Origin of the sequence: Streptomyces sp. NPDC020807, assembly GCF_040641575.1 — a bacterium.
Taxonomy (GTDB): domain Bacteria; phylum Actinomycetota; class Actinomycetes; order Streptomycetales; family Streptomycetaceae; genus Streptomyces.
This window is the reverse complement of record NZ_JBFADU010000003.1, coordinates 404,281-422,628: the sequence shown is the minus strand read 5'-3', so window position 1 is coordinate 422,628 and position 18,348 is coordinate 404,281. Positions and strand designations below refer to the sequence as shown.

14 protein-coding genes are annotated in these 18,348 nt (G+C 72.2%); 2 read left to right on the top strand and 12 right to left on the bottom strand.

The features are described 5' to 3' along the window. Window positions 1-10: 10 nt before the first annotated feature. Entirely contained in the window at window positions 11-1,108 is a 1,098-nt protein-coding gene (locus AB0G79_RS07390; protein WP_360801547.1) for a M48 family metallopeptidase, read from the top strand. Here the strand turns inward: AB0G79_RS07390 and AB0G79_RS07385 are convergent. From AB0G79_RS07385 to AB0G79_RS07355, 7 genes are all read right to left on the bottom strand, one after another. Next, window positions 1,093-2,181, bottom strand: a complete 1,089-nt coding sequence (locus AB0G79_RS07385) for a hypothetical protein (RefSeq protein WP_360801544.1) — start codon at window positions 2,179-2,181, stop codon at window positions 1,093-1,095. The genes AB0G79_RS07390 and AB0G79_RS07385 overlap by 16 nt on opposite strands. Before the next feature lie 70 nt (window positions 2,182-2,251). Further along, window positions 2,252-2,815 (bottom strand): hypothetical protein, encoded by a 564-nt coding sequence (locus AB0G79_RS07380; RefSeq protein ID WP_360801542.1) that lies wholly within the window; start codon window positions 2,813-2,815, stop codon window positions 2,252-2,254. A 95-nt stretch (window positions 2,816-2,910) separates the two neighbouring features. After that, window positions 2,911-4,194 (bottom strand): glutamate-5-semialdehyde dehydrogenase, encoded by a 1,284-nt coding sequence (locus tag AB0G79_RS07375; protein ID WP_360801539.1) that lies wholly within the window; start codon window positions 4,192-4,194, stop codon window positions 2,911-2,913. A gap of 103 nt (window positions 4,195-4,297) precedes the next feature. After that, window positions 4,298-4,816, bottom strand: coding sequence for a hypothetical protein (locus tag AB0G79_RS07370; protein WP_360801536.1), 519 nt, complete (start codon window positions 4,814-4,816; stop codon window positions 4,298-4,300). A gap of 139 nt (window positions 4,817-4,955) precedes the next feature. Next, a complete protein-coding gene (gene proB, locus AB0G79_RS07365) occupies window positions 4,956-6,059 on the bottom strand; it encodes a glutamate 5-kinase (protein ID WP_360801852.1) in 1,104 nt (367 codons plus the stop codon). A 145-nt stretch (window positions 6,060-6,204) separates the two neighbouring features. Beyond that, the gene (locus AB0G79_RS07360) at window positions 6,205-6,735 is read right to left on the bottom strand and encodes a GtrA family protein (protein ID WP_360801533.1); all 531 of its coding nucleotides are present in this window, start codon (window positions 6,733-6,735) and stop codon (window positions 6,205-6,207) included. After that, a complete protein-coding gene (locus tag AB0G79_RS07355) occupies window positions 6,735-7,712 on the bottom strand; it encodes a glycosyltransferase family 2 protein (RefSeq protein ID WP_360801530.1) in 978 nt (325 codons plus the stop codon). Before AB0G79_RS07355 ends, AB0G79_RS07360 begins: the two co-directional genes overlap by 1 nt. Before the next feature lie 238 nt (window positions 7,713-7,950). Here AB0G79_RS07355 and AB0G79_RS07350 point away from each other — a divergent pair, with 238 nt between their 5' ends. Further along, window positions 7,951-9,495 (top strand): DUF6056 family protein, encoded by a 1,545-nt coding sequence (locus AB0G79_RS07350; protein WP_360801527.1) that lies wholly within the window; start codon window positions 7,951-7,953, stop codon window positions 9,493-9,495. Window positions 9,496-9,578: 83 nt separating this feature from the next. Here the strand turns inward: AB0G79_RS07350 and galE are convergent, their stop codons facing one another. From galE to obgE, 5 genes are all read right to left on the bottom strand, one after another. Further along, the gene (gene galE / locus AB0G79_RS07345; protein ID WP_360801524.1) at window positions 9,579-10,562 is read right to left on the bottom strand and encodes a UDP-glucose 4-epimerase GalE; all 984 of its coding nucleotides are present in this window, start codon (window positions 10,560-10,562) and stop codon (window positions 9,579-9,581) included. 176 nt (window positions 10,563-10,738) lie between these two features. Further along, window positions 10,739-11,911: a glycosyltransferase gene (locus AB0G79_RS07340; RefSeq protein WP_360801521.1), complete on the bottom strand. Its 1,173-nt coding sequence runs from the start codon at window positions 11,909-11,911 to the stop codon at window positions 10,739-10,741. Beyond that, window positions 11,904-14,687, bottom strand: coding sequence for a CDP-glycerol glycerophosphotransferase family protein (locus tag AB0G79_RS07335; protein WP_360801518.1), 2,784 nt, complete (start codon window positions 14,685-14,687; stop codon window positions 11,904-11,906). The genes AB0G79_RS07340 and AB0G79_RS07335 overlap by 8 nt, the downstream gene beginning before the upstream one ends. A 224-nt stretch (window positions 14,688-14,911) precedes the next feature. Next, window positions 14,912-16,546 carry a glycosyltransferase gene (locus AB0G79_RS07330; protein WP_360801515.1) on the bottom strand — a complete coding sequence of 545 codons (1,635 nt, stop codon included), beginning with the start codon at window positions 16,544-16,546 and terminating at the stop codon, window positions 14,912-14,914. Window positions 16,547-16,874: 328 nt separating this feature from the next. Then, complete coding sequence (gene obgE / locus AB0G79_RS07325; protein ID WP_360801512.1) at window positions 16,875-18,314, bottom strand: GTPase ObgE; 1,440 nt, start codon at window positions 18,312-18,314, stop codon at window positions 16,875-16,877. Window positions 18,315-18,348 lie beyond the last annotated feature (34 nt).

The window sequence follows — 18,348 nt, the reverse complement described above, 5'->3', positions numbered from 1 at the left end:
GGGGGCATCCATGACCGAGAACCACCAGGGGAACGTGCCGAGCAGGCAGCGCAAGCGGTTCCCCGGCATCTCTTCGCGGGCCTACGAGCACCCGGCCGACCGCTCGGCTCTGGTGGCGTTGCGCAAGCTCAGCGGCTTCGACACGGCGTTCAAGGCCCTGAGCGGACTCCTCCCGGAGCGCAGCCTCAGACTGCTCTACCTCTCGGACTCCGTCCGGGTGAGCGACGCGCAGTTCAGCGGGCTCAACGACATGCTGAGGGACGCCTGTTACATCCTGGACCTGGAGAAGGTCCCCGCGATGTACGTGCAGCAGGACCCGAAGCCCAACGCGATGTGCATCGGCATGGACGAGCCGATCATCGTCGTCACCACGGGTCTGGTGGAGCTCCTCGACGAGGAGGAGATGCGGGCGGTCGTCGGCCACGAGGTGGGGCACGCGCTCTCCGGCCACTCCGTGTACCGCACGATCCTCCTGTTCCTCACCAATCTGGCGCTCAAGGTGGCCTGGATCCCGTTGGGGTCGGTGACGATCACGGCCATCGTGACGGGGCTGCGCGAGTGGTTCCGGAAGTCGGAGCTCTCGGCCGACCGGGCTGGTCTTCTCGTCGGGCAGGACGTGCAGGCGTCGATGCGCGGGCTGATGAAGATCGCCGGTGGCAACCACCTCCACGAGATGAACGTGGACGCGTTCCTCGCCCAGGCCGACGAGTACGAGAAGGCGGGTGACCTGCGGGACTCGGTGCTGAAGATCCTGAACCTGCTGCCGCGCTCGCATCCCTTCGCCACGGTCCGGGCCGCCGAGCTGAAGAAGTGGTCGGAGAGCCGGGACCACCAGCGGATCATGGACGGGCACTACCCGCGGCGCTCCGAGGACAAGGACACCTCGGTCACGGACTCCTTCCGTGAGTCCGCCGGGCACTACGCCGAGACCGTGCGGACCAGCAAGGATCCGCTGTTGAAGCTGGTGGGGGACATAGCCGGCGGCGCCGGTGACCTCGCGGGCGACCTGGGCGGACGGCTGCGCAACCGCTTCGGCGGGAGCCAGGGCGGCGGGCCCGAGCGCGAGGGCGAGGGCGGCGGCCGGAGCGCGGGTCAGAGCGAGGGCTGAGCGTTCGGGTCCAGTGCCCCGCAGAGCGCCGGGGCCGCGGGCCTGCTCGGGAGGTACGGGTCGGTGACCGCCGGTCCGCCCGTCTCCGGGGCCCGCGCGCCCGCCAGGAGGGGCTTCAGGACGCCCCCCGAGCCCGCGCCGCAGGCCTGCGGGCCGACCTCCGCCGTGCTGGTCAGCAGCTCGGCGCGGTGCATGCGCAGGTCCTCGTGGTCGAAGCGGAAGTGGACCACGCGGTGGACGGTGAAGAGCGACGCGGCGGCGACCGGTCCCGCTCCGTCGCTCGCCGGGCGCAGCGCGTAGGTGTACGTGTGGTCGGCGGTGACGTCCAGGGCGTCCGGGCCGGCCTCGGCGAAGCGCAGGGTGCCCTGCACGCGGGCGGCGGGGTCGGCGAGCTCGGTCCTGCGCGGGTCGAAGCGGAGGAGCCAGCCGGCGAGGGCGTGCTGCCCGTCGTCGGCCGGTGAGTCGACGCTCCGGTCGAACTGCGCGTGCTGGTCCGGGTCGATCAGGAGCCGTACGGGGCGCACGGTCGCCCCGGAGAGGATGTCGGGTTCCAGGGAGGAGGCGACGAGGTATTCCTTGGCGATGGTGAGGCCGGCGACGACCTGGCTCTCCGCGAAGTGCGGGGTGCGGGCGGCGACGGGCAGGTTGATCCCGGCGGCTCCCGTGCGGTACTCGGCGGCCGGGCTGTGGGCGAAGAGCTGGTCCGGCTGTCCGCCCGGGACGGTGCCCGGTGGGGCGAGCGGGACGACGGTGGTCCGCAGGGGTTCGGCCCGCTGGTCGGCCGGGGGCTGGTACGGGTTGCGGACGCCCAGGTAGATGGCGGTGCCGAAGGCGACGAGGATCAGGAGGACGAGCAGGACGGCCTGGCGGGAACCGGTTCTTCCCTCGCCTTCCCAGGCTCCGCGGGAGCGGACGGCCCTGGCGTGCTCCCCCATCCGTTCCTGGGCGGAGTACTCCTGGAGGCGGGCAGCGCGGACGAACGCCTCGTCGAAGACGACGGCTCGGTACTCGTCCTCACCACCGCCGGGGAGTCCCTCGGGAGTCCCCTCAGGCGGGTCGCCACGCCCTGCCATACCTTCAGGGTAGGTCTGCGGGAGGCTCGGTAAACGCCCGCGCACGCGGCAGTTCGGGAGAGTTCGGCCGTCAGGGTGTGCGGGGGACGGCGGAGACCGGCGCCGGGGTGTAAGCGGCGGGCGGGGCCGGGTTCGGGTCGGGGGTGTCGATGCCCGTGGTGGTGGGCGTGGGGAGCCTGTCCTGACGGTTGGCGACGGCGCCCCGGTAGACGGCGCTGAAGGCCAGGGCGACCATGCCGACGCCCATGACGAGGGCCAGCACCCAGGCGACGGGGCGGTGCCAGCGGGCGCTGCCCCGGTAGGGGCGCAGGGCGCCGCCGTGGCGGCCGTACGGGCTGTCGTCGTCGCCGATGTCGTCGGGCTCGTAGGTGAGGCCGACGGGGTCGTGGCCGTCCTCGTACGGGTCGTCGTCGACGGATCCTCCGCCGGCGCGGGCCCGGGCGGCCTCGGCCTCCGCGCGGGCCTGGGCGGCGGCGAGGAGACGCTCGACCGCGGTCGGTTCGTGGACCGTGGCGGCCTGGACGAAGGCCTCGTCGAAGACCACGGGGGCGTGGTCCTCGGCGGCGCCTCCGCGGTCGACAGAGTCCTCGGGGTCGCCGTCCTGGAACGGCCTGCCCCCCACGTCGTCCGGCACGGATTCAGAGTAGACCCGGGAGGTGCTTTTGGGCAGGGAGCGTGCGAAGTCTCCCCGCCCGTACCGATCCGTCCGCAGGTACCGAAAGGAGTGGGTTATCGAACGTGGCCGTCGCCGGTGACGATGTACTTGGTCGAGGTCAGCTCCGGGAGGCCCATGGGGCCACGGGCGTGGAGCTTCTGGGTCGAGATGCCGATCTCGGCGCCGAATCCGAACTGACCGCCGTCGGTGAAGCGGGTGGAGGCGTTCACGGCCACCGTGGTGGAGTCGACCAGCTGGGTGAAGCGGCGCGCCGCGGCCTGCGAGGTCGTGACGATCGCCTCGGTGTGGCCGGAGGACCACATGCGGATGTGCTCGACGGCCTTGTCGAGGGAGTCGACGACGGCGGCGGCGATGTCGTACGAGAGGTACTCGGTCTCCCAGTCCTCGGGGGTGGCCGGGACGACGGTGGCCTTGGAGGACGGGGCGGCGGCGAGGACCCGCTCGTCGGCGTGGACGGTGACGCCGGCCTCGGCGAGGGCGTCGAGGGCGCGGGGCAGGAAGGCCTCGGCGATGTCCTGGTGGACGAGGAGGGTCTCGGCGGCGTTGCAGACGCTGGGCCGCTGGGCCTTGGAGTTGATCAGGATGTCCACGGCCATGTCGAGGTCGGCCTGGGCGTCGACGTAGACGTGGCAGTTGCCGGTGCCGGTCTCGATGACCGGGACGGTGGACTCCTCGACGACGGTGCGGATCAGGGAGGCGCCGCCGCGCGGGATGAGGACGTCGACGAGGCCGCGGGCGCGCATCAGCTCGCGGACGGACTCGCGGGACTCGCCGGGGACGAGCTGGATGGCGTCGGCCGGCAGGCCGGCGCCGCCGACGGCGTCGCGCAGGACCTTCACCAGGGCGGTGTTGGAGGCGTACGCGGAGGAGGAGCCGCGGAGCAGGACGGCGTTGCCGGACTTGAGGCAGAGGGCGGCTGCGTCGACGGTGACGTTGGGGCGGGCCTCGTAGATGATGCCGACGACGCCGAGCGGGACGCGGATCTGGCGGAGGTCGATGCCGTTGGGGAGGGTCGAGCCGCGGACGACCTCGCCGACGGGGTCGGGGAGCGCGGCGACGTGCCGGACGTCGGCGGCGATGGCCCGGACCCGCTCGGGGGTGAGGGTCAGCCGGTCGATGATGCCCTCGCTCGTGCCCGCCTCGCGTGCCTTCGCGATGTCCTCGGCGTTGGCCTCGACGATCTCGGCGGTCCGGACTTCGAGGGCGTCCGCGATCGCGAGGAGGGCGTCGTCCTTGGTCGCTCGCGGGAGTGGCGCGATTTCGGCGGCGGCGCCACGGGCCCGGTAGGCGGCCCGGGTGACCGGGGACAGGTTGTCGAGGGGCGTGAGCGAGGTCATGTCCGCAGGGTACTGGCAGCCCTGCGGACATCCCGCCCACATCCCGCACTGCGAGACGCCTGTCCGCTCCCGTGGGCGCGGACGGTTCTCACGCGGTCGGTCCTCAGTAGGGGTGGACGCCGACCGGCGCGGCCGGCGGCGGGCCGTAGCCCTCCGCGATGCGCTGGTGGTAGGTCTCGCGGTCGATGACCTCGAGGCCGACGATCTCCCAGGGCGGCAGCTTGGCGGTCTGCCGGTGTTCGCCCCACAGGCGCAGGGCGACGGCGGCCGCGTCGTGCAGGTCCCGGGCCTCCTCCCAGTACCGGATCTCGGCGTGGTCGTTGGCGTAGCGGCTGGTCAGCAGGAAGGGGTGGTCGTGGGCCAGCTGTTCGAGCCCGCGCCGCACCTCCTTCAGTGGTGACTCCACCCCGGACACGCTGAGGGTGATGTGCCAGAGCTTGGAGACGGGCCGCTCCTCGGCGCGCGTCTCCCGTGGGTCGGTGGTGGTCTCGGTCTCCGTGCCCGCGGATGGTGCGGACGTGGAGCCGTCCCGTTCCTCGTCGAAGTCGGCTCCGGCCTCGACACTGGTCAGGGCACGTTCGGCGGTCCCGCGGGGCGGTGCCCCTGGGCGCGCTCGTCTCACCGGCGGCCTCCTGTGTGATGCGTGTGGTGCTGTACCCCGCCCTTGCTCTTAACCCCCGAGACAAAGTTGACCAGTCCGAGGCAGCGGATGGGGCGGTTTTGGTAAACGTCCCTACCGGATGGCCTGACTTTCAGCCGTTTCAGCGGATGACGACGAGGTCGTCGCGGTGGACGACCTCGCGCTCGTACTCGGGTCCGAGTTCGCGGGCCAGCTCGGGGGTGGAGCGGCCGAGGAGCTGCGGGATCTCCTTGGCGTCGAAGTGGACGAGTCCGCGGGCGACGGCCCGGCCCGCGGTGTCGCGCAGCTCGACGGGGTCGCCGGCCACGAAGTCGCCCTCGACGCCGGCGATACCGGCCGCGAGCAGGGACTTCTTGCCCTCGACGACCGCGCGTACGGCTCCGTCGTCGAGGGTCAGGGAGCCCTGCGGGGTGGAGGCGTGGGCGAGCCAGAGGAGCCGGTCCGCGGAGCGGCGGCCGGTGGGGTGGAAGTACGTGCCGGTGTCCCGGCCGGTGAGGGCGTCGGCGGCGCGGCTCGCGGAGGTGAGGACGACGGGGGTGCCGGCGGCGGCGGCGATCCGGGCGGCCTCGACCTTGGTGACCATGCCTCCGGTGCCGACGCCCGCCTTGCCGGCCGAGCCGATCTCGACGTGGGCGATGTCCTGGGGGCCCGCGACCTCGGCGATCCGGCTGGTGCCGGGCTTGGACGGGTCCCCGTCGTAGAGCCCGTCGACGTCGGAGAGGAGGACGAGGAGGTCGGCGCGGACGAGGTGGGCGACGAGGGCGGCGAGCCGGTCGTTGTCGCCGAAGCGGATCTCGTCCGTGGCGACGGTGTCGTTCTCGTTGACGACCGGCAGCGCGCCCATGGCGAGGAGCTGGTCGAGCGTCCGGTAGGCGTTGCGGTAGTGGGCGCGGCGGCTGGTGTCGTCCGTGGTGAGGAGGACCTGTCCGACGCGGACGCCGTAGCGGGCGAAGGAGGCGGTGTAGCGGGCGACGAGGAGGCCCTGTCCGACGCTGGCCGCGGCCTGCTGGCGGGCGAGGTCCTTGGGCCGGCGGGTGAGGCCGAGGGGCGCGAGACCAGCGGCGATGGCACCGGAGGAGACGAGGACGATCTCCTTCTCGCCGCCGCTGCGGACCTTGGCGAGGACGTCCACGAGGGCGTCGACGCGGTCGGCGTCGAGGCCTCCGGAGGCGGTGGTCAGGGAGGAGGAGCCGACCTTGACGACGACCCTGCGGGCCTCCGTCACGTACGGCCGTGCCACGTCCGTCTGCCTTGCCACGTTCGTCCGTCCCGTCACCTGCGTCGCCACTTGCGTCGTCCTCACTCGGCCTGGCCGGCCTCACTCTGCGGTCCCACGCGCCGCGCGTTCCCCGCCGCGGCTGCCTGGCAATCTACGCGAGCCGGGAGGGCTGCCGCTCGTCCGTTTCGCTCCCTGGACCCGACGGGACGGGATCCCGGCGGGCGCCGCGGGGCACCAGGATGCGCCGGGAGATCAGGTAGGTGAACGGGATGGCGACGACGGCCGCGACGAGTGGCGCGATCCTGTCGTCCATTCCGGCCCAGGTGACGAGCGCGTAGAGACCGACGCTCTGCACGAGGTAGTTGGTGACGTTGGTGAGGGGGAAGAGCGCGAACTTCTTCCAGGTGGGACGGGTGCGGTAGGTGAAGTACGTGTTGAGGAAGAAGGAGCCGACCATGCTGAGGAGGAAGGCGAGGGAGTACGCGGCGAAGTACGGCATCCAGGGGTGGAGCAGCAGGTAACAGCCGAAGAAGGTGCCGGTGTTGACGCCGCCGACGAGCGCGAAGCGCAGTATCTGGGCGAGCTGCGCCCTGCGCCCCTCCGGTTCCGCGTCCGGTTCCGCTCCCCGTTCCGCTTCCGCGTCCTGTTCCTGCCCCTGCCCCTGCCCCTGCCCCTGCATCATCAGCGGTCCCGGTCCGTGGCGACGACCCGTACCGGCTCGGCCGCGCGCCCGAAGGAGCGGTGGGTCTCCTTCACGAGGAAGTGCGGCCGTCGCTTGGTCTCGTAGTAGATCCGGCCGATGTACTCGCCGATCAGCCCGAGCATCACCATCTGCACGCCGCCGAGTCCGACGATGATGGCGACCAGGGTGACGTAGCCGGGCGCGGTGACGCCCTGGGTGAAGGCGGCGACGGTCACCCAGCCGGCGTACAGGACCGCGAGGCCGCTGAGGGTCATCCCGAGCCAGAGCGCGATGCGCAGGGGGCGGTTGTTGAAGGAGATCAGCCCGTCCATGCCGTAGTTGAGCAGGGAGCTGAACTTCCACTTCGTCTCGCCTCCCTCACGCGCGGCGTTCTGGTAGTCGAAGCTGACGGTGTCGAAGCCGATCCAGGAGAAGAGCCCCTTGGAGAAGCGGTTGTACTCGGGCAGCGACAGCAGGGCGTCGACGGCGGGGCGCGAGAGCAGCCGGAAGTCCCCCACGCCGTCGGCGAGTTCCACGTCGACCCAGCGGTTGACGGCGCGGTAGTAGACGCGGCTGAGCGCGGAGCGGAGCTTCTTGTCGCCTTCGCGGGAGCGGCGGGCGATGACCTGGTCGTGGCCCTGGTGGTGGAGGTCGAGCATGCGCGCGAGGAGCTCGGGCGGGTGCTGGAGGTCGGCGTCCATGATGACGACGGCGTCGCCGGTGGACTTCCGCAGGCCGGCCAGCATGGCGGCCTCCTTGCCGAAGTTGCGGCTGAAGGAGGCGTACTGGGTGCGGTGCGGGTGCCGTGCGGCGATCTCGCGCAGCTTGGCCAGTGTCCCGTCGGAGCTGCCGTCGTCGACGTAACAGATCTCGTACCCCACGGGGAGTCCGTCGAGGACCTGTCGCATGCGGGCGTCGAACCGTTCGACGACGTCCTCCTCGTTGAAGCAGGGGACGACGACGGAAAGCCTGGTCATGAAAACGGTCACTCCAGAGGGATGGGCCGAGGTACGTCCTGAGGGACCGCCGCGCTCTGCTCCGAGCAGCGCGGCCACGGTACGGAACGGCGGTGACCGGCCGGAGTCGCCCGAGTGACCACCCCTGGTCGGCATGTCGTCCACGTGGCAAAGCATGCGCAGAAGATAGTGATATACGTGGCATTTTCACCCATTTGTCACCCATTGAGACGACCCCAGGCCACGGGAGCTACCACCGGTGAGCAGGACGACCATCTCGGACCGTGACACCGACGACGGCGACACAGCAGAGGAGGCGGACGGCGGGCACGGACGCGGTCTCCGGCGGGCGCTGTCCGGCGTCGGGCTCCTCGTCTCGGCCGGCGCCGGGGCGCTGCTCGCGGTCGGCGGCTTCCTCGGGCTCTACCTCCGCCCCACGTCGGACGACTGGTGCGCGCTGTGGAAGGCCCGGGACATGGGCGTCCTCGGGATCACCGAGGACTTCTACCTCACACAGAACGGCCGGGTCACCAACGCCTTCCTGACCGGCCTGCTCTACTCCGACGACATGCGCGGCCCGAAGCTCCTGCCCGCCGTGCTCGTCGCCGCCCTCGTCGGCGGACTCCTCCTCCTCGGCCGCGCCGCCGTGCGCGCCACAGCCCTCCGCCCGGCGCCGCCGACCGTGCTGCTCCTGGCCTCGGCCGCGCTCCTGTCGGCGCTGCTGTTCTTCGCGGGCACCCGCTCGTACCAGGTACTGCTCTGGGCGCCCGCCACCATCTCCCACACGCTGCCGAGCGTGATCGGCCTCTGGGCCGTGCTCGGCGCGGTCCGGGCCGGGCGCCGGGGAGGCCCCCGGTGGGCGAGGAGCGCGGCGGTGGCCTCGGCGCTGCTGACCGGGGTGGCGCTCGGCATGCTGAGCGAGCCGTACGCCGTCGTCGCCGGCCTCTTCGCGGCGACCGTCGGCATCCTGTGCCTGCCCCGGCTGGGCTGGGCCCGCGACCGGTACGTGTCGACCTGGTGCGCGGCGGCCTGCCTCGGGCTCCTGAGCGGCCTCGTCCTGCTCTCCACCTCGCCGGGCGCGCGGTGGCGGCGGGCGCAGCACCCCTCGGAACCCCTGTCCCTCGCGGAGGTCGGGGCGACCCTGCACGACTGGTGGCGGCTGTGGCAGACGGTCGGCGGCCAGTGGGCGTACGCGGGAGCACTCGCCGTCGGCGTCCTCCTGGGCCTGGCCCTGGCCTCCTCGCCGGCGGGGGAACGATCCCTCTCGCTTCCGTCTCCCCGGCTCCTCCGCGCCCTCGCGCTCCTGCCCCTCCCCCTCGTCGCCCTCGCGAGCCTGGCGGTCGTCCACGGACTGCGCAGCGGGTACGGGGACGTCGGCTGGACCTACGCCCGCGTCTGGACCAGCTTCCTCCTGCCCCTCCTGCTCGCCCTCTGCGCGTACGGGGCGTGGGGAGGCCACTGGCTGGGGCGTCGCGTCCTCCTGGCCTCGGCCCCCGGCGGCGGGCGCCCGGCCGCCCGGGTCGCGACCCTGCTCGCGGTGGGCGCGCTCGCCGTCGGCAGCGCCACGGCGCTGGTGCGGCCCGTGTACGAGCTCACCACCACGACGGTGATGCGCAGCGCCGCCTGGGACCGGCAGAACGCCAGGATCCGGGAGGAGGTGGCGGCGGGCGCGCGGGACGTCGTCTACCGGCCGTACCTCATCGGCAAGCTCACCGAACCCCTCTTCGCCGCCTCCTACGAGCGGGACTGGGCGGCGCGGTGCGCGGCGACGTACTACGGGGTGGACCGGATCCACCTGCCGTGACACCGGTCACGACGACGAGAAGCCGTCACGACGAGAGGAGGGGTGCCCCGGCCGGGGCACCCCTCCTCTCGGAAGACCGTGGATCAGACGGTCGCGCGGTTCGCTTCCCAGCCCTCCCAGGCGGAGCTGATCATCGAGCGGACGTCGTGCTTGGCCTTCCAGCCGAGCTCCGACTCGATGCGCTCGGCCGAGGCGACCACGCGGGCCGGGTCGCCCGGGCGGCGCGGGGTGACGACCGGCTCGACGGTGTGGCCGGTGACCTCGTTGATCAGGTTGACCATCTCGCGCACGGAGACGCCCTCGCCGCGACCGATGTTCAGCGCCAGCGTCGCCGTCTCGCCCTGGTCGGCGGCCTTGGCCAGCGCGCGGGCGGCGGCCACGTGGGCGTCCGCGATGTCGGCGACGTGGATGTAGTCGCGGATGCAGGTGCCGTCCGGCGTCGGGTAGTCGTCGCCGAAGATGCGCGGGGACTCGCCGGCGTCGAGCCGCTCGAAGACCATCGGCACGAGGTTGAACACGCCGGTGTCGGCGAGCTCGGGGGCAGCCGCGCCCGCCACGTTGAAGTAGCGGAGGGAGGCGGTGGACAGGCCGTGGGCGTGGCCGGTCGCGCGGGCCATCCACTCGCCGACGAGCTTGGTCTCGCCGTACGGGCTGAGCGGGGCGCACTCGGTGTCCTCGGTGACGAGGTCCACGTCGGGCATGCCGTACACGGAGGCGGAGGAGGAGAAGAGGAAGCTCTTCACGCCCGCGGCGACCGCCGCGTCGAGGATGACCCGAAGGCCCGTCACGTTCTCGTGGTAGTAGTACAGCGGCTTCTCGACGGACTCGCCGACCTGCTTCTTGCCCGCGAGGTGGACGATGCCGGTGATGCCGTGCTCCTTGAGCACCCGGTCCAGGAACTCACGGTCGAGGACCGTGCCCTGCTCCAGGACGATGCCCGCGGGGACGCGCGCCGGGTTGCCCGTGCTGAGGTCGTCGACCACGACGACGTGCTCGCCGCCCTCGGTCATGGCCTTGACGACATGGGAACCGATGTAACCGGCGCCGCCGGTGATGAGCCAGGTCATTGGGCCAGTGTAGCCATGCCGCCGAAGCGCCTCCGGGGGCTGCGAGCCAGCTCACACGCACGAGAGCCCCGTCCCGGACAAACGTCCGGACGGGGCTCCGTGAAGCGGACCGTTCGAGCGGTCGATCTCCGTTGAGCAGACCGTTCGAGTGCTCGATCCCCGCTGAGCTGACCGCTCTAGCGCTCGATCTCCTCGAACGCCGCCTCCCACCGGTCGAGGACGTGCGGCAGCGCGAGGTGCGCGACGTGCTCGCGGCCCGCGGCGCCGTACCGGCGTCGCATCGCGGCGTCGTCCATGAGCTCGCCGAAGGCCGCGGCCAGCCCCGGCACGTCGGCCGGCGGCACGAGCGTGCCGGTGACGCCGTCCGCGACGAGCTCGCGGACGCCGCCGGAGACGTCGAAGCTGACGCACGGCACGCCGCAGGCGGCGGCCTCGGCCAGCGCCATCGGCCGGCCCTCGCGCTCACTGCTGATCGCGACGACGGACAGCTCGCGGTAGGCGGCGGCCATGTCCTCGGCCGTGCCCCGGAAGACGACCTGCTCGGCGACGCCCAGCTCGGCGGCCTTCCTCCGCAGCTCCTCCTCCAGGGGGCCGTCACCGAAGAGGTGCAGCTCCCACCCGGAACGGCCCCGGTGGGCCTGGGCGAAGGCCTCGATCATGCGGTCGTACCGCTTGATCGGGTCGAGCCGTCCGACGGCGCCGATCCTGCGCGTGTCGAGCGGGGCCGTCTCGTCCGGGTAGAACGGCAGCGGGTTCGGCATGACCCGCACGTTCGGCACGCGCTGGTTCTCGAACTCGACCGCGTCGCCCTCGGAGAGCACGAGCGTCTGCTCCAGCTCCGGGTAGTGGCGCCGGATGAGCTTGAGGTTGGCGCCGCGCTTGGCCTGCGCGAAGGACTCGTGGTACTGCCCGATGCCCTTCAGGTGACGCCACTTCAGCGGCATGATCCAGTCCACCGCCCACGGCGAGCCGAAGACGATGTAGCCGTCCTCGACCTCCGCGAGCTTGCGCTCCATCTCCGCCCGCGCGTGGTCCCGGACGGCGCGCGCCCGCCGCACGTCGGCGCGGCGCGCCAGGCTCAGCCGCTCGCCGACCGTGCGGGCCGGCGGCTTGGGGGCCGGCGCCGGCGGGTAGAGCGTCGAGTGCCGGTACGCGCGCGTGGGGTTGTACGGGAAGGGCTCGGGGCTCGGGCGGATCCCGATCAGCTCGACGCGGTGGCCGCGCTCGCCCATGCCCTGGGCGAGCGTGTGCAGGACGCGCTGGGAGCCGCCCATCGAGTCGACGTCGATGCCGACGAAGAACACGTTCTTGCGCGCGGCCGAGGCCTCGGGCAGGGAGAGCTCAGTCATGGGGTCCGCCTTCGAAAAAAGCGTCGACCACCATCTTGCTGGCGTGGCCGGTCTCGTACGAACAGAACATCTCCTGGAAGCGCTCGTACCGCTGCGCGTGCCGCGCCCGTACGCCCTCCAGGTCCCGCACCGCCGCGGCGAGGTCCTCGGTGGTCGTCAGCATCGGCCCCGGAGCGATGTCCTCCAGGTCGTAGTACGTGCCGCGGTCGCCGCCCCGGTAGGCCTCGTAGTCGTCCGTGTAGAGCAGGATCGGACGGCCCGTGTTGGCGTAGTCGAACATCAGCGACGAGTAGTCCGTGAGGACCGCGTCCGAGGCCAGCATCAGGTCGTTGATGTCGGCGAACGCGGAGCCGTCGCGCAGGAAGTGCCCGAGCTCGGGGGTGATCGTGAAGCGGTCGTACGGGTGGGTGCGCACGACGACGACCCACTCGTCCCGCAGGTGCGGGGCGAGCGCCGCCAGGTCCACGCGCACCGACTGCCCGGTGCGGCGGGCGGCGTCGCGGAAGGTCGGCGCGTAGAGCAGGACCTTCTTGTCGGCGGGGATCTTCAGGGACTCGCGGACGGCGGCGGCCCTGGCCTGCTGCTCGGGCTCGGCCCAGCGGACGAGGACGTCGTTGCGCGGGTAGCCGGAGCGGATCAGGTCGGCCGAGACCTCGAAGGCGGGGACGAAGGTCCGCTCGAACTCGGCGCTCGGGCAGACCAGCGCGTCCCAGCGGCCCACGGCCGCGCGGAAGCGCCCCTTCTCGATGTCGGACGCGCCGCGCAGCGAGGGCACGTCGAAGCCCATCGCCTTGAAGGTCTGGCCGTGCCAGGTCTGGAGGTACCGGGTGCCCTTCGGCTTCCGGTACAGGTACGGGAGGTTGTGCGAGTCGACCCAGTACGAGGCCCGGGCCAGCGCGCGGCCGTACGCGAAGCTGCCGCGACGGACGAGCGTGACGTCCTTCGGGAACGACGAGCGGTCGCCGGAGTACGACCAGACCACGTCGATCGGGAGGTTGCGGCGCTTCAGCTCCTCGTAGATGTAACGGGGGCTGTCCGCGTAGCCGCGGCCCTCCATCGCCTCGAAGACGGCGAGGCTGCGCTTGCGCGGTAGCTTCGCGACGGCGTCGTACGCGGTGGCCTTGCCCTCGTTGCCGACGAGGATGCTCTTGACCTTGCCGACCTTCGCCTTGGTCTTGCGGGCGTAGGGGCCGAGCGGTTCGAGGGACTTGAGCACGCCGGAGCGCTCCCAGGTCACCTCGAGGCGGCCGGCGCCCTTCTGCTCCGCCTGGATGCGCAGGTGGTGGATGCCGAACTTGTGGTATCTGACGGTGACCCGGAAGTCCTGCTGGGCGTGGTCGGCGAGGAGGACGTCCGTACGCCGCTCGCCGTCGCACTCCAGGGAGACGACCGGGTGGCGGCGGCTGCTGACGCCGACCTTGCCGACCGGGACCTTGGAGAGGTCCAGCTCGGCGCGGGAGACGTACTGCCCGTCGCCGTCCGGGCGGAGGGCGAGCGGCACCGACAGCGGCTTCTTGTACGCGGCGAGCTTGACCGAGGCGACGGTGTCGTCGGTGATCAGGCCGGCCGGGTCGTACGTACGGATCTCCAGGCGCAGCACCGGGCCGAGCACCGACACCGAGGTCAGCTCGTGCCGCAACCGGCCGGTGCCGAGGGTGTGCTCCCGCAGGTGCCAGTCGCTGATGTCCAGCTCGGCGCGGTCGGCGGCGTCCGCCGGGGCGAGCGCGCCCCAGTAGTCGACCCCGTCGGCGCGGGTCACGACGCGGGGGGCGAGCTGCGGGCGGCCGAGCTGGCGGGCGGCCACGGCGGCCTCCTCCAGACGGCCGGTGCGCAGCAGGTGGATGCAGACGCGCTCCTCGCGCGAGAGGCGCGCGTAGGTGTCGTCGGCGATCTCGTCCAGGTACGGGGTGACGACCGCGGCGAACTCCGCGATCCACTCGGCGTCGCGGAACGGCAGGTCGCCGAGGTAGAGCCGGAAGTCGTGGCGGAGGAACTTGTAGTCCTTCTCCGCGCGGAGCCCGCCGCGGCCGTTCTCGTCGAACCAGGTGTCGATGAGGCGGGCGACGCCGATGCGGTCCGCGACGTTCTGGATCTTGTGGCGGCTGGAGGAGATGGAGACGCTCTCCGGCGCGAGGCGCCAGGTGTAGACCGACCACGGGACGACGGCGAAGGACTCCGCGAGCGAGAAGGCCTGCGCGGAGAACAGCTGGTCCTCGTAGTGGATGCCCTCGGGGAAGGTGAGGGCGTTCTCCCGGATGAAGCCGGTCCGGTAGAGCTTGTTCGTCGACAGGTGGTCGAAGAAGTACTCGGGGGCCTCGGCGATGCCGTGGACGACCTTCTTCTCGGTGAAGAGGTGCGGGTACCAGAGCCCGGTGGTGTTCGAGGCCTCGAAGAGGCGGGTCACCTCGCCGGTGACGAAGTCGACGCCGGTCTCCTCGGCGGCGAGCAGCAGGCTCTTGCAGGCGTGCCGGGGCAGCTCGTCGTCGCTGTCGAGGAACATGACGTACGGCGCGCGGGCGACCGCGATGCCGCGGTTGCGGGGGGCGCTGCAGCCGCCGCTGTTCTCCTCCAGGCGTACGTAGCGCACGCGCGGGTCCTCGGCCTCCAGGGCCCGCGCGACGCGCTCGGTCCCATCGGTCGAGCAGTCGTCGGCGATGATCACTTCGAGGTTGCTCAGGGTCTGGTCGAGCACCGACCTGACCGCGCGCGGGAGCCGCTCCTCGTCGTTGTAGACGATGACGACGACACTCACATCGGGGATGTCGCGAATCGGCATCCGGGTCCTCTCAGAAGTGCGGGCGGCATGGATCCGGGCATGTTCCGCCCGACGGTGGCGCGCTGCCTTCTCCATGGTGCCTGACTGTCTCGGCGGGCGAGGTGGGGGGCGCGGAGGTGTCCGCAGGGCGCCGTGCAGGAAGCCGAAAGGTTACCTCCCGGAGGCCCCGTTCCACACATCTCGTCCCGTGCGGGAATGGATCAAGGGCCTTGCCGGGAGGCCGGTCAGCGCTTGGCGGAGATCCTCTTCAGGCGGCCCGACAGCACCTGGCGGGCGCCCGCGAGCCCCCCGACGAAGCGGAGGACGAGTCCCCTGCGCGCCGAGGCCACGACCTGGACGAGCAGCACCCGGCCGAGCCGTCCGAGGACGGGCCCGCGGCGGCCGGCGAAGCCGTTCGAGGCCCTGACCTCGGCGGTTCCGGTCGAGCCGTCGGCGTACGTGAGCACGGCGTTCAGCGACCAGGACGCGAGCCGGCCGCGGCGCAGCAGCCGCGCGGTCGGCACCGCCACGGTGGCCCGCCAGCCGCCGTCCACGGGGAGCAGGTGCGCCTCGGCACTGACGCCGCCGTCGGAGCTCCGCTCGGTGAATTCCACTCGAACGGAGACAGGCCCGAGCTCGCCGACCCTGCCGTACAGCTCGTGCACGGTGAGTGTGAGCTTCGTCGCCGCGCCGACGGTCACCGCGCCGTCGACGGCGACCGGCAGCTCGGCGGCGGCCAGCTCCGCGAGCCCGTCGAGGGGCAGGTCGGCGGGGGCGGCGGCGAGGACCGGGGTGCCGTCGGCGGCACGCGGATAGGGCGGTACGAGCCGGGGCCTCGGGGCCGCGAGTTCGACGAGACGGGTCAGTTCCCGCCCCTCGGGGGCCGTCGGGAGGGCCATCAGCGCGCCGTACAGCCAGCGGGAGGGCGCCTGGGCGGCGGCGACCGCCTCGGGCTCGAAACCGGCGAGGCGCTCGCGCGTCTCCCACCAGCCGGCCCGGTAGGCGGCGGTCCGCTGCGGCAGTTCGCGCAGGTACATGGGGAGGTCGTAGTCGAGGAACTTGGTCTGCGCGGCGCGGACCAGGGTGGGGCGCCCGGCCGTGCGGAACACGTCGAGGACGGCGCTCTGCGCCTCGACCCGGTGCTGCCAGTTCTCGAGCGCGGCCCGGCGCAGCGAGATCGAGAGGTTCGCGGCCTGGCGCCGTACGTGCCAGACGTAGACCGGCACGTCGGTGACGGCGAGCCGGGGGTCGGCGGCCAGGACGCGGGCGCTGAAGACGAAGTCCTCGTAGTGGAAGGCGCCGTCGGGGAAGCGGATCGCGTGCCGGTCGAGGTACGCGCACCGGTAGAGCTTGTTGACCGAGAGCGTGTCGAAGACGAACTCGGGGTGGTCCTCGATCCCGTCGAGGACGGTGCCGGGGAGCGTGGCGCCCCGGGAGACGTCGTACAGCGCGGGCGCCCAGACCGTCTCGCGGCCCTCGGGGAGCTCTCGCCGCACGCAGACCCCGGCGACGACGTCGGCGTGCTCCGCCTCGGCGACGGCGAGCAGCCGGTCGACGGCGCCGGGCAGCAGCAGGTCGTCGCTGTCGAGGAAGAGGACGTACGGGTGGACGGCGGCGCCGAGGCCGTCGTTCCTGGGGGTGCCGCAGCCGCCGCTGTTGCGTTTGCGGACCAGCGTCCGCACCCGGGGCTCGTCGGCGAACGCGGCGAGCACCTCGGGCGTACCGTCCTGCGAGGCGTCGTCGACGACGAGGACCTCGCCGACCGCCTCGCCTTGAGCGAGGGCGGAGCGGATCGCGTCAGGGACGTGCGTGGCGTCGTCGTACGTGATGACGACGACGCTGACACGGGCCGGTTGCTGTGGCCGAGAGCTCTCATTCACCCGTGCAGACTACGGACCCCACGGCCCCCGTCCATCCCCGGCGTCCACAAGCGGACGCGCGGGAGGCCGGGGAGGACCCGGCCGGAACGATCCTCCGGAACAGGGCGCATGCCGTCGCCGGTGGGTCCTCCGGCGCTCACAGCCCTCGTACGGGCTTCATCCGAACGGGTTAACCGGAAGGGGGTGCGAGGCGGCGCGAGGCGCTCAGGGGGGCCCTCAGGGGCTCCCTCGGCGCCCCTGGGACGGCTCAGGGCCGCCGGACGGCGTCCGGCGGCCCTGAAACACATCCGAAAGAACCCTTCGCAAGGGATTCGGCCGGAAGTGACCCCTAGAAGGGGTCGAACTCGTCGTACTCGCGCTGTGCGTCGTCCCGCTGCGCCTCGCGGTCGCGGCGGCGCTGCGCGGCCGGACGCGGGGCCTCCAGGCGGTGGTCCTCGCCACGGCGGCCGAGCATCTCGGCGCCCGCCATCATCGTCGGCTCCCAGTCGAAGACGACCGCGTTGTCCTCGGCGCCGATCGCGACGCCGTCGCCCGCACGGGCACCCGCCTTCATCAGCGCGTCCTCGACACCGAGGCGGTTGAGGCGGTCGGCCAGGTAGCCCACGGCCTCGTCGTTGTTGAAGTCGGTCTGGCGGACCCAGCGCTCGGGCTTGTCGCCGCGCACCCGGTAGACGTCCTCGGCCTCGTCGTACGCGACGGTGAAGCCCGCGTCGTCGACGGCCTTCGGGCGGATGACGATACGGGTCGCCTCCTCCACCGGCTTGGCCGCCCGCGCCTCGCCGACGATGCCGGCGAGCGCGAAGGAGAGCTCCTTGAGGCCCGTACGGGCGACGGCGGAGACCTCGAACACCTGGTAGCCGCGGGCCTCCAGGTCGGGGCGGATCATGTCCGCGAGGTCCTGGCCGTCCGGGATGTCGACCTTGTTGAGGACGACGATCCGCGGCCGGTCCTCCAGGCCGCCGTACTGCTTGAGCTCCTCCTCGATGATGTCGAGGTCGGTGACGGGGTCGCGGTCGGACTCCAGCGTCGCCGTGTCCAGGACGTGGACGAGGACGGAGCAGCGCTCCACGTGGCGCAGGAACTCCAGGCCGAGGCCGCGGCCCTGGCTGGCGCCCGGGATCAGGCCGGGGACGTCGGCGATCGTGTAGACCGTCGAGCCGGCGGTGACCACGCCCAGGTTCGGGACGAGGGTCGTGAAGGGGTAGTCCGCGATCTTCGGCTTGGCGGCCGACAGGACGGAGATGAGCGAGGACTTGCCCGCGCTCGGGTAGCCGACGAGGGCCACGTCGGCGACGGTCTTCAGCTCCAGGACGATGTCCCGGGACTCGCCGGGCTCGCCGAGCAGCGCGAAGCCGGGGGCCTTGCGGCGGGCGGAGGAGAGCGCCGCGTTGCCGAGGCCGCCACGGCCGCCCTGGCCGGCGACGAAGGTGGTGCCCTGGCCGACGAGGTCGGCGAGCACGTTGCCCTGCTTGTCGAGGACGACGGTGCCGTCCGGCACGGGCAGGACGAGGTCCTGGCCGTCCTTGCCGGAGCGGTTGTCGCCGGCGCCGGGCTGGCCGTTGGTGGCCTTGCGGTGCGGCGAGTGGTGGTACTCGAGGAGGGTGGTGACGTCCTGGTCGACGACCAGGGTCACGTCGCCGCCGCGGCCGCCGTTGCCGCCGTCGGGTCCGCCGAGCGGCTTGAACTTCTCCCGGTGAACGGAGGCGCAGCCGTGGCCCCCGTTACCCGCGGCGACGTGCAGCTCGACGCGGTCCACGAAGGTGGTCATGGTTCTGTGCCTCCAGAGAATTACGGGTGGAATG

Coding starts and splice junctions, on each gene's coding strand:
- AB0G79_RS07390 (WP_360801547.1), top strand. CDS start 11: ATGACCGAGAACCACCAGGGGAACGTGCCGAGCAGGCAGCGCAAGCGG.
- AB0G79_RS07385 (WP_360801544.1), bottom strand. CDS start 2,181: ATGGCAGGGCGTGGCGACCCGCCTGAGGGGACTCCCGAGGGACTCCCC.
- AB0G79_RS07375 (WP_360801539.1), bottom strand. CDS start 4,194: ATGACCTCGCTCACGCCCCTCGACAACCTGTCCCCGGTCACCCGGGCC.
- AB0G79_RS07360 (WP_360801533.1), bottom strand. CDS start 6,735: ATGATGCAGGGGCAGGGGCAGGGGCAGGGGCAGGAACAGGACGCGGAA.
- AB0G79_RS07355 (WP_360801530.1), bottom strand. CDS start 7,712: ATGACCAGGCTTTCCGTCGTCGTCCCCTGCTTCAACGAGGAGGACGTC.
- galE (WP_360801524.1), bottom strand. CDS start 10,562: ATGACCTGGCTCATCACCGGCGGCGCCGGTTACATCGGTTCCCATGTC.
- AB0G79_RS07340 (WP_360801521.1), bottom strand. CDS start 11,911: ATGACTGAGCTCTCCCTGCCCGAGGCCTCGGCCGCGCGCAAGAACGTG.
- AB0G79_RS07335 (WP_360801518.1), bottom strand. CDS start 14,687: ATGCCGATTCGCGACATCCCCGATGTGAGTGTCGTCGTCATCGTCTAC.
- obgE (WP_360801512.1), bottom strand. CDS start 18,314: ATGACCACCTTCGTGGACCGCGTCGAGCTGCACGTCGCCGCGGGTAAC.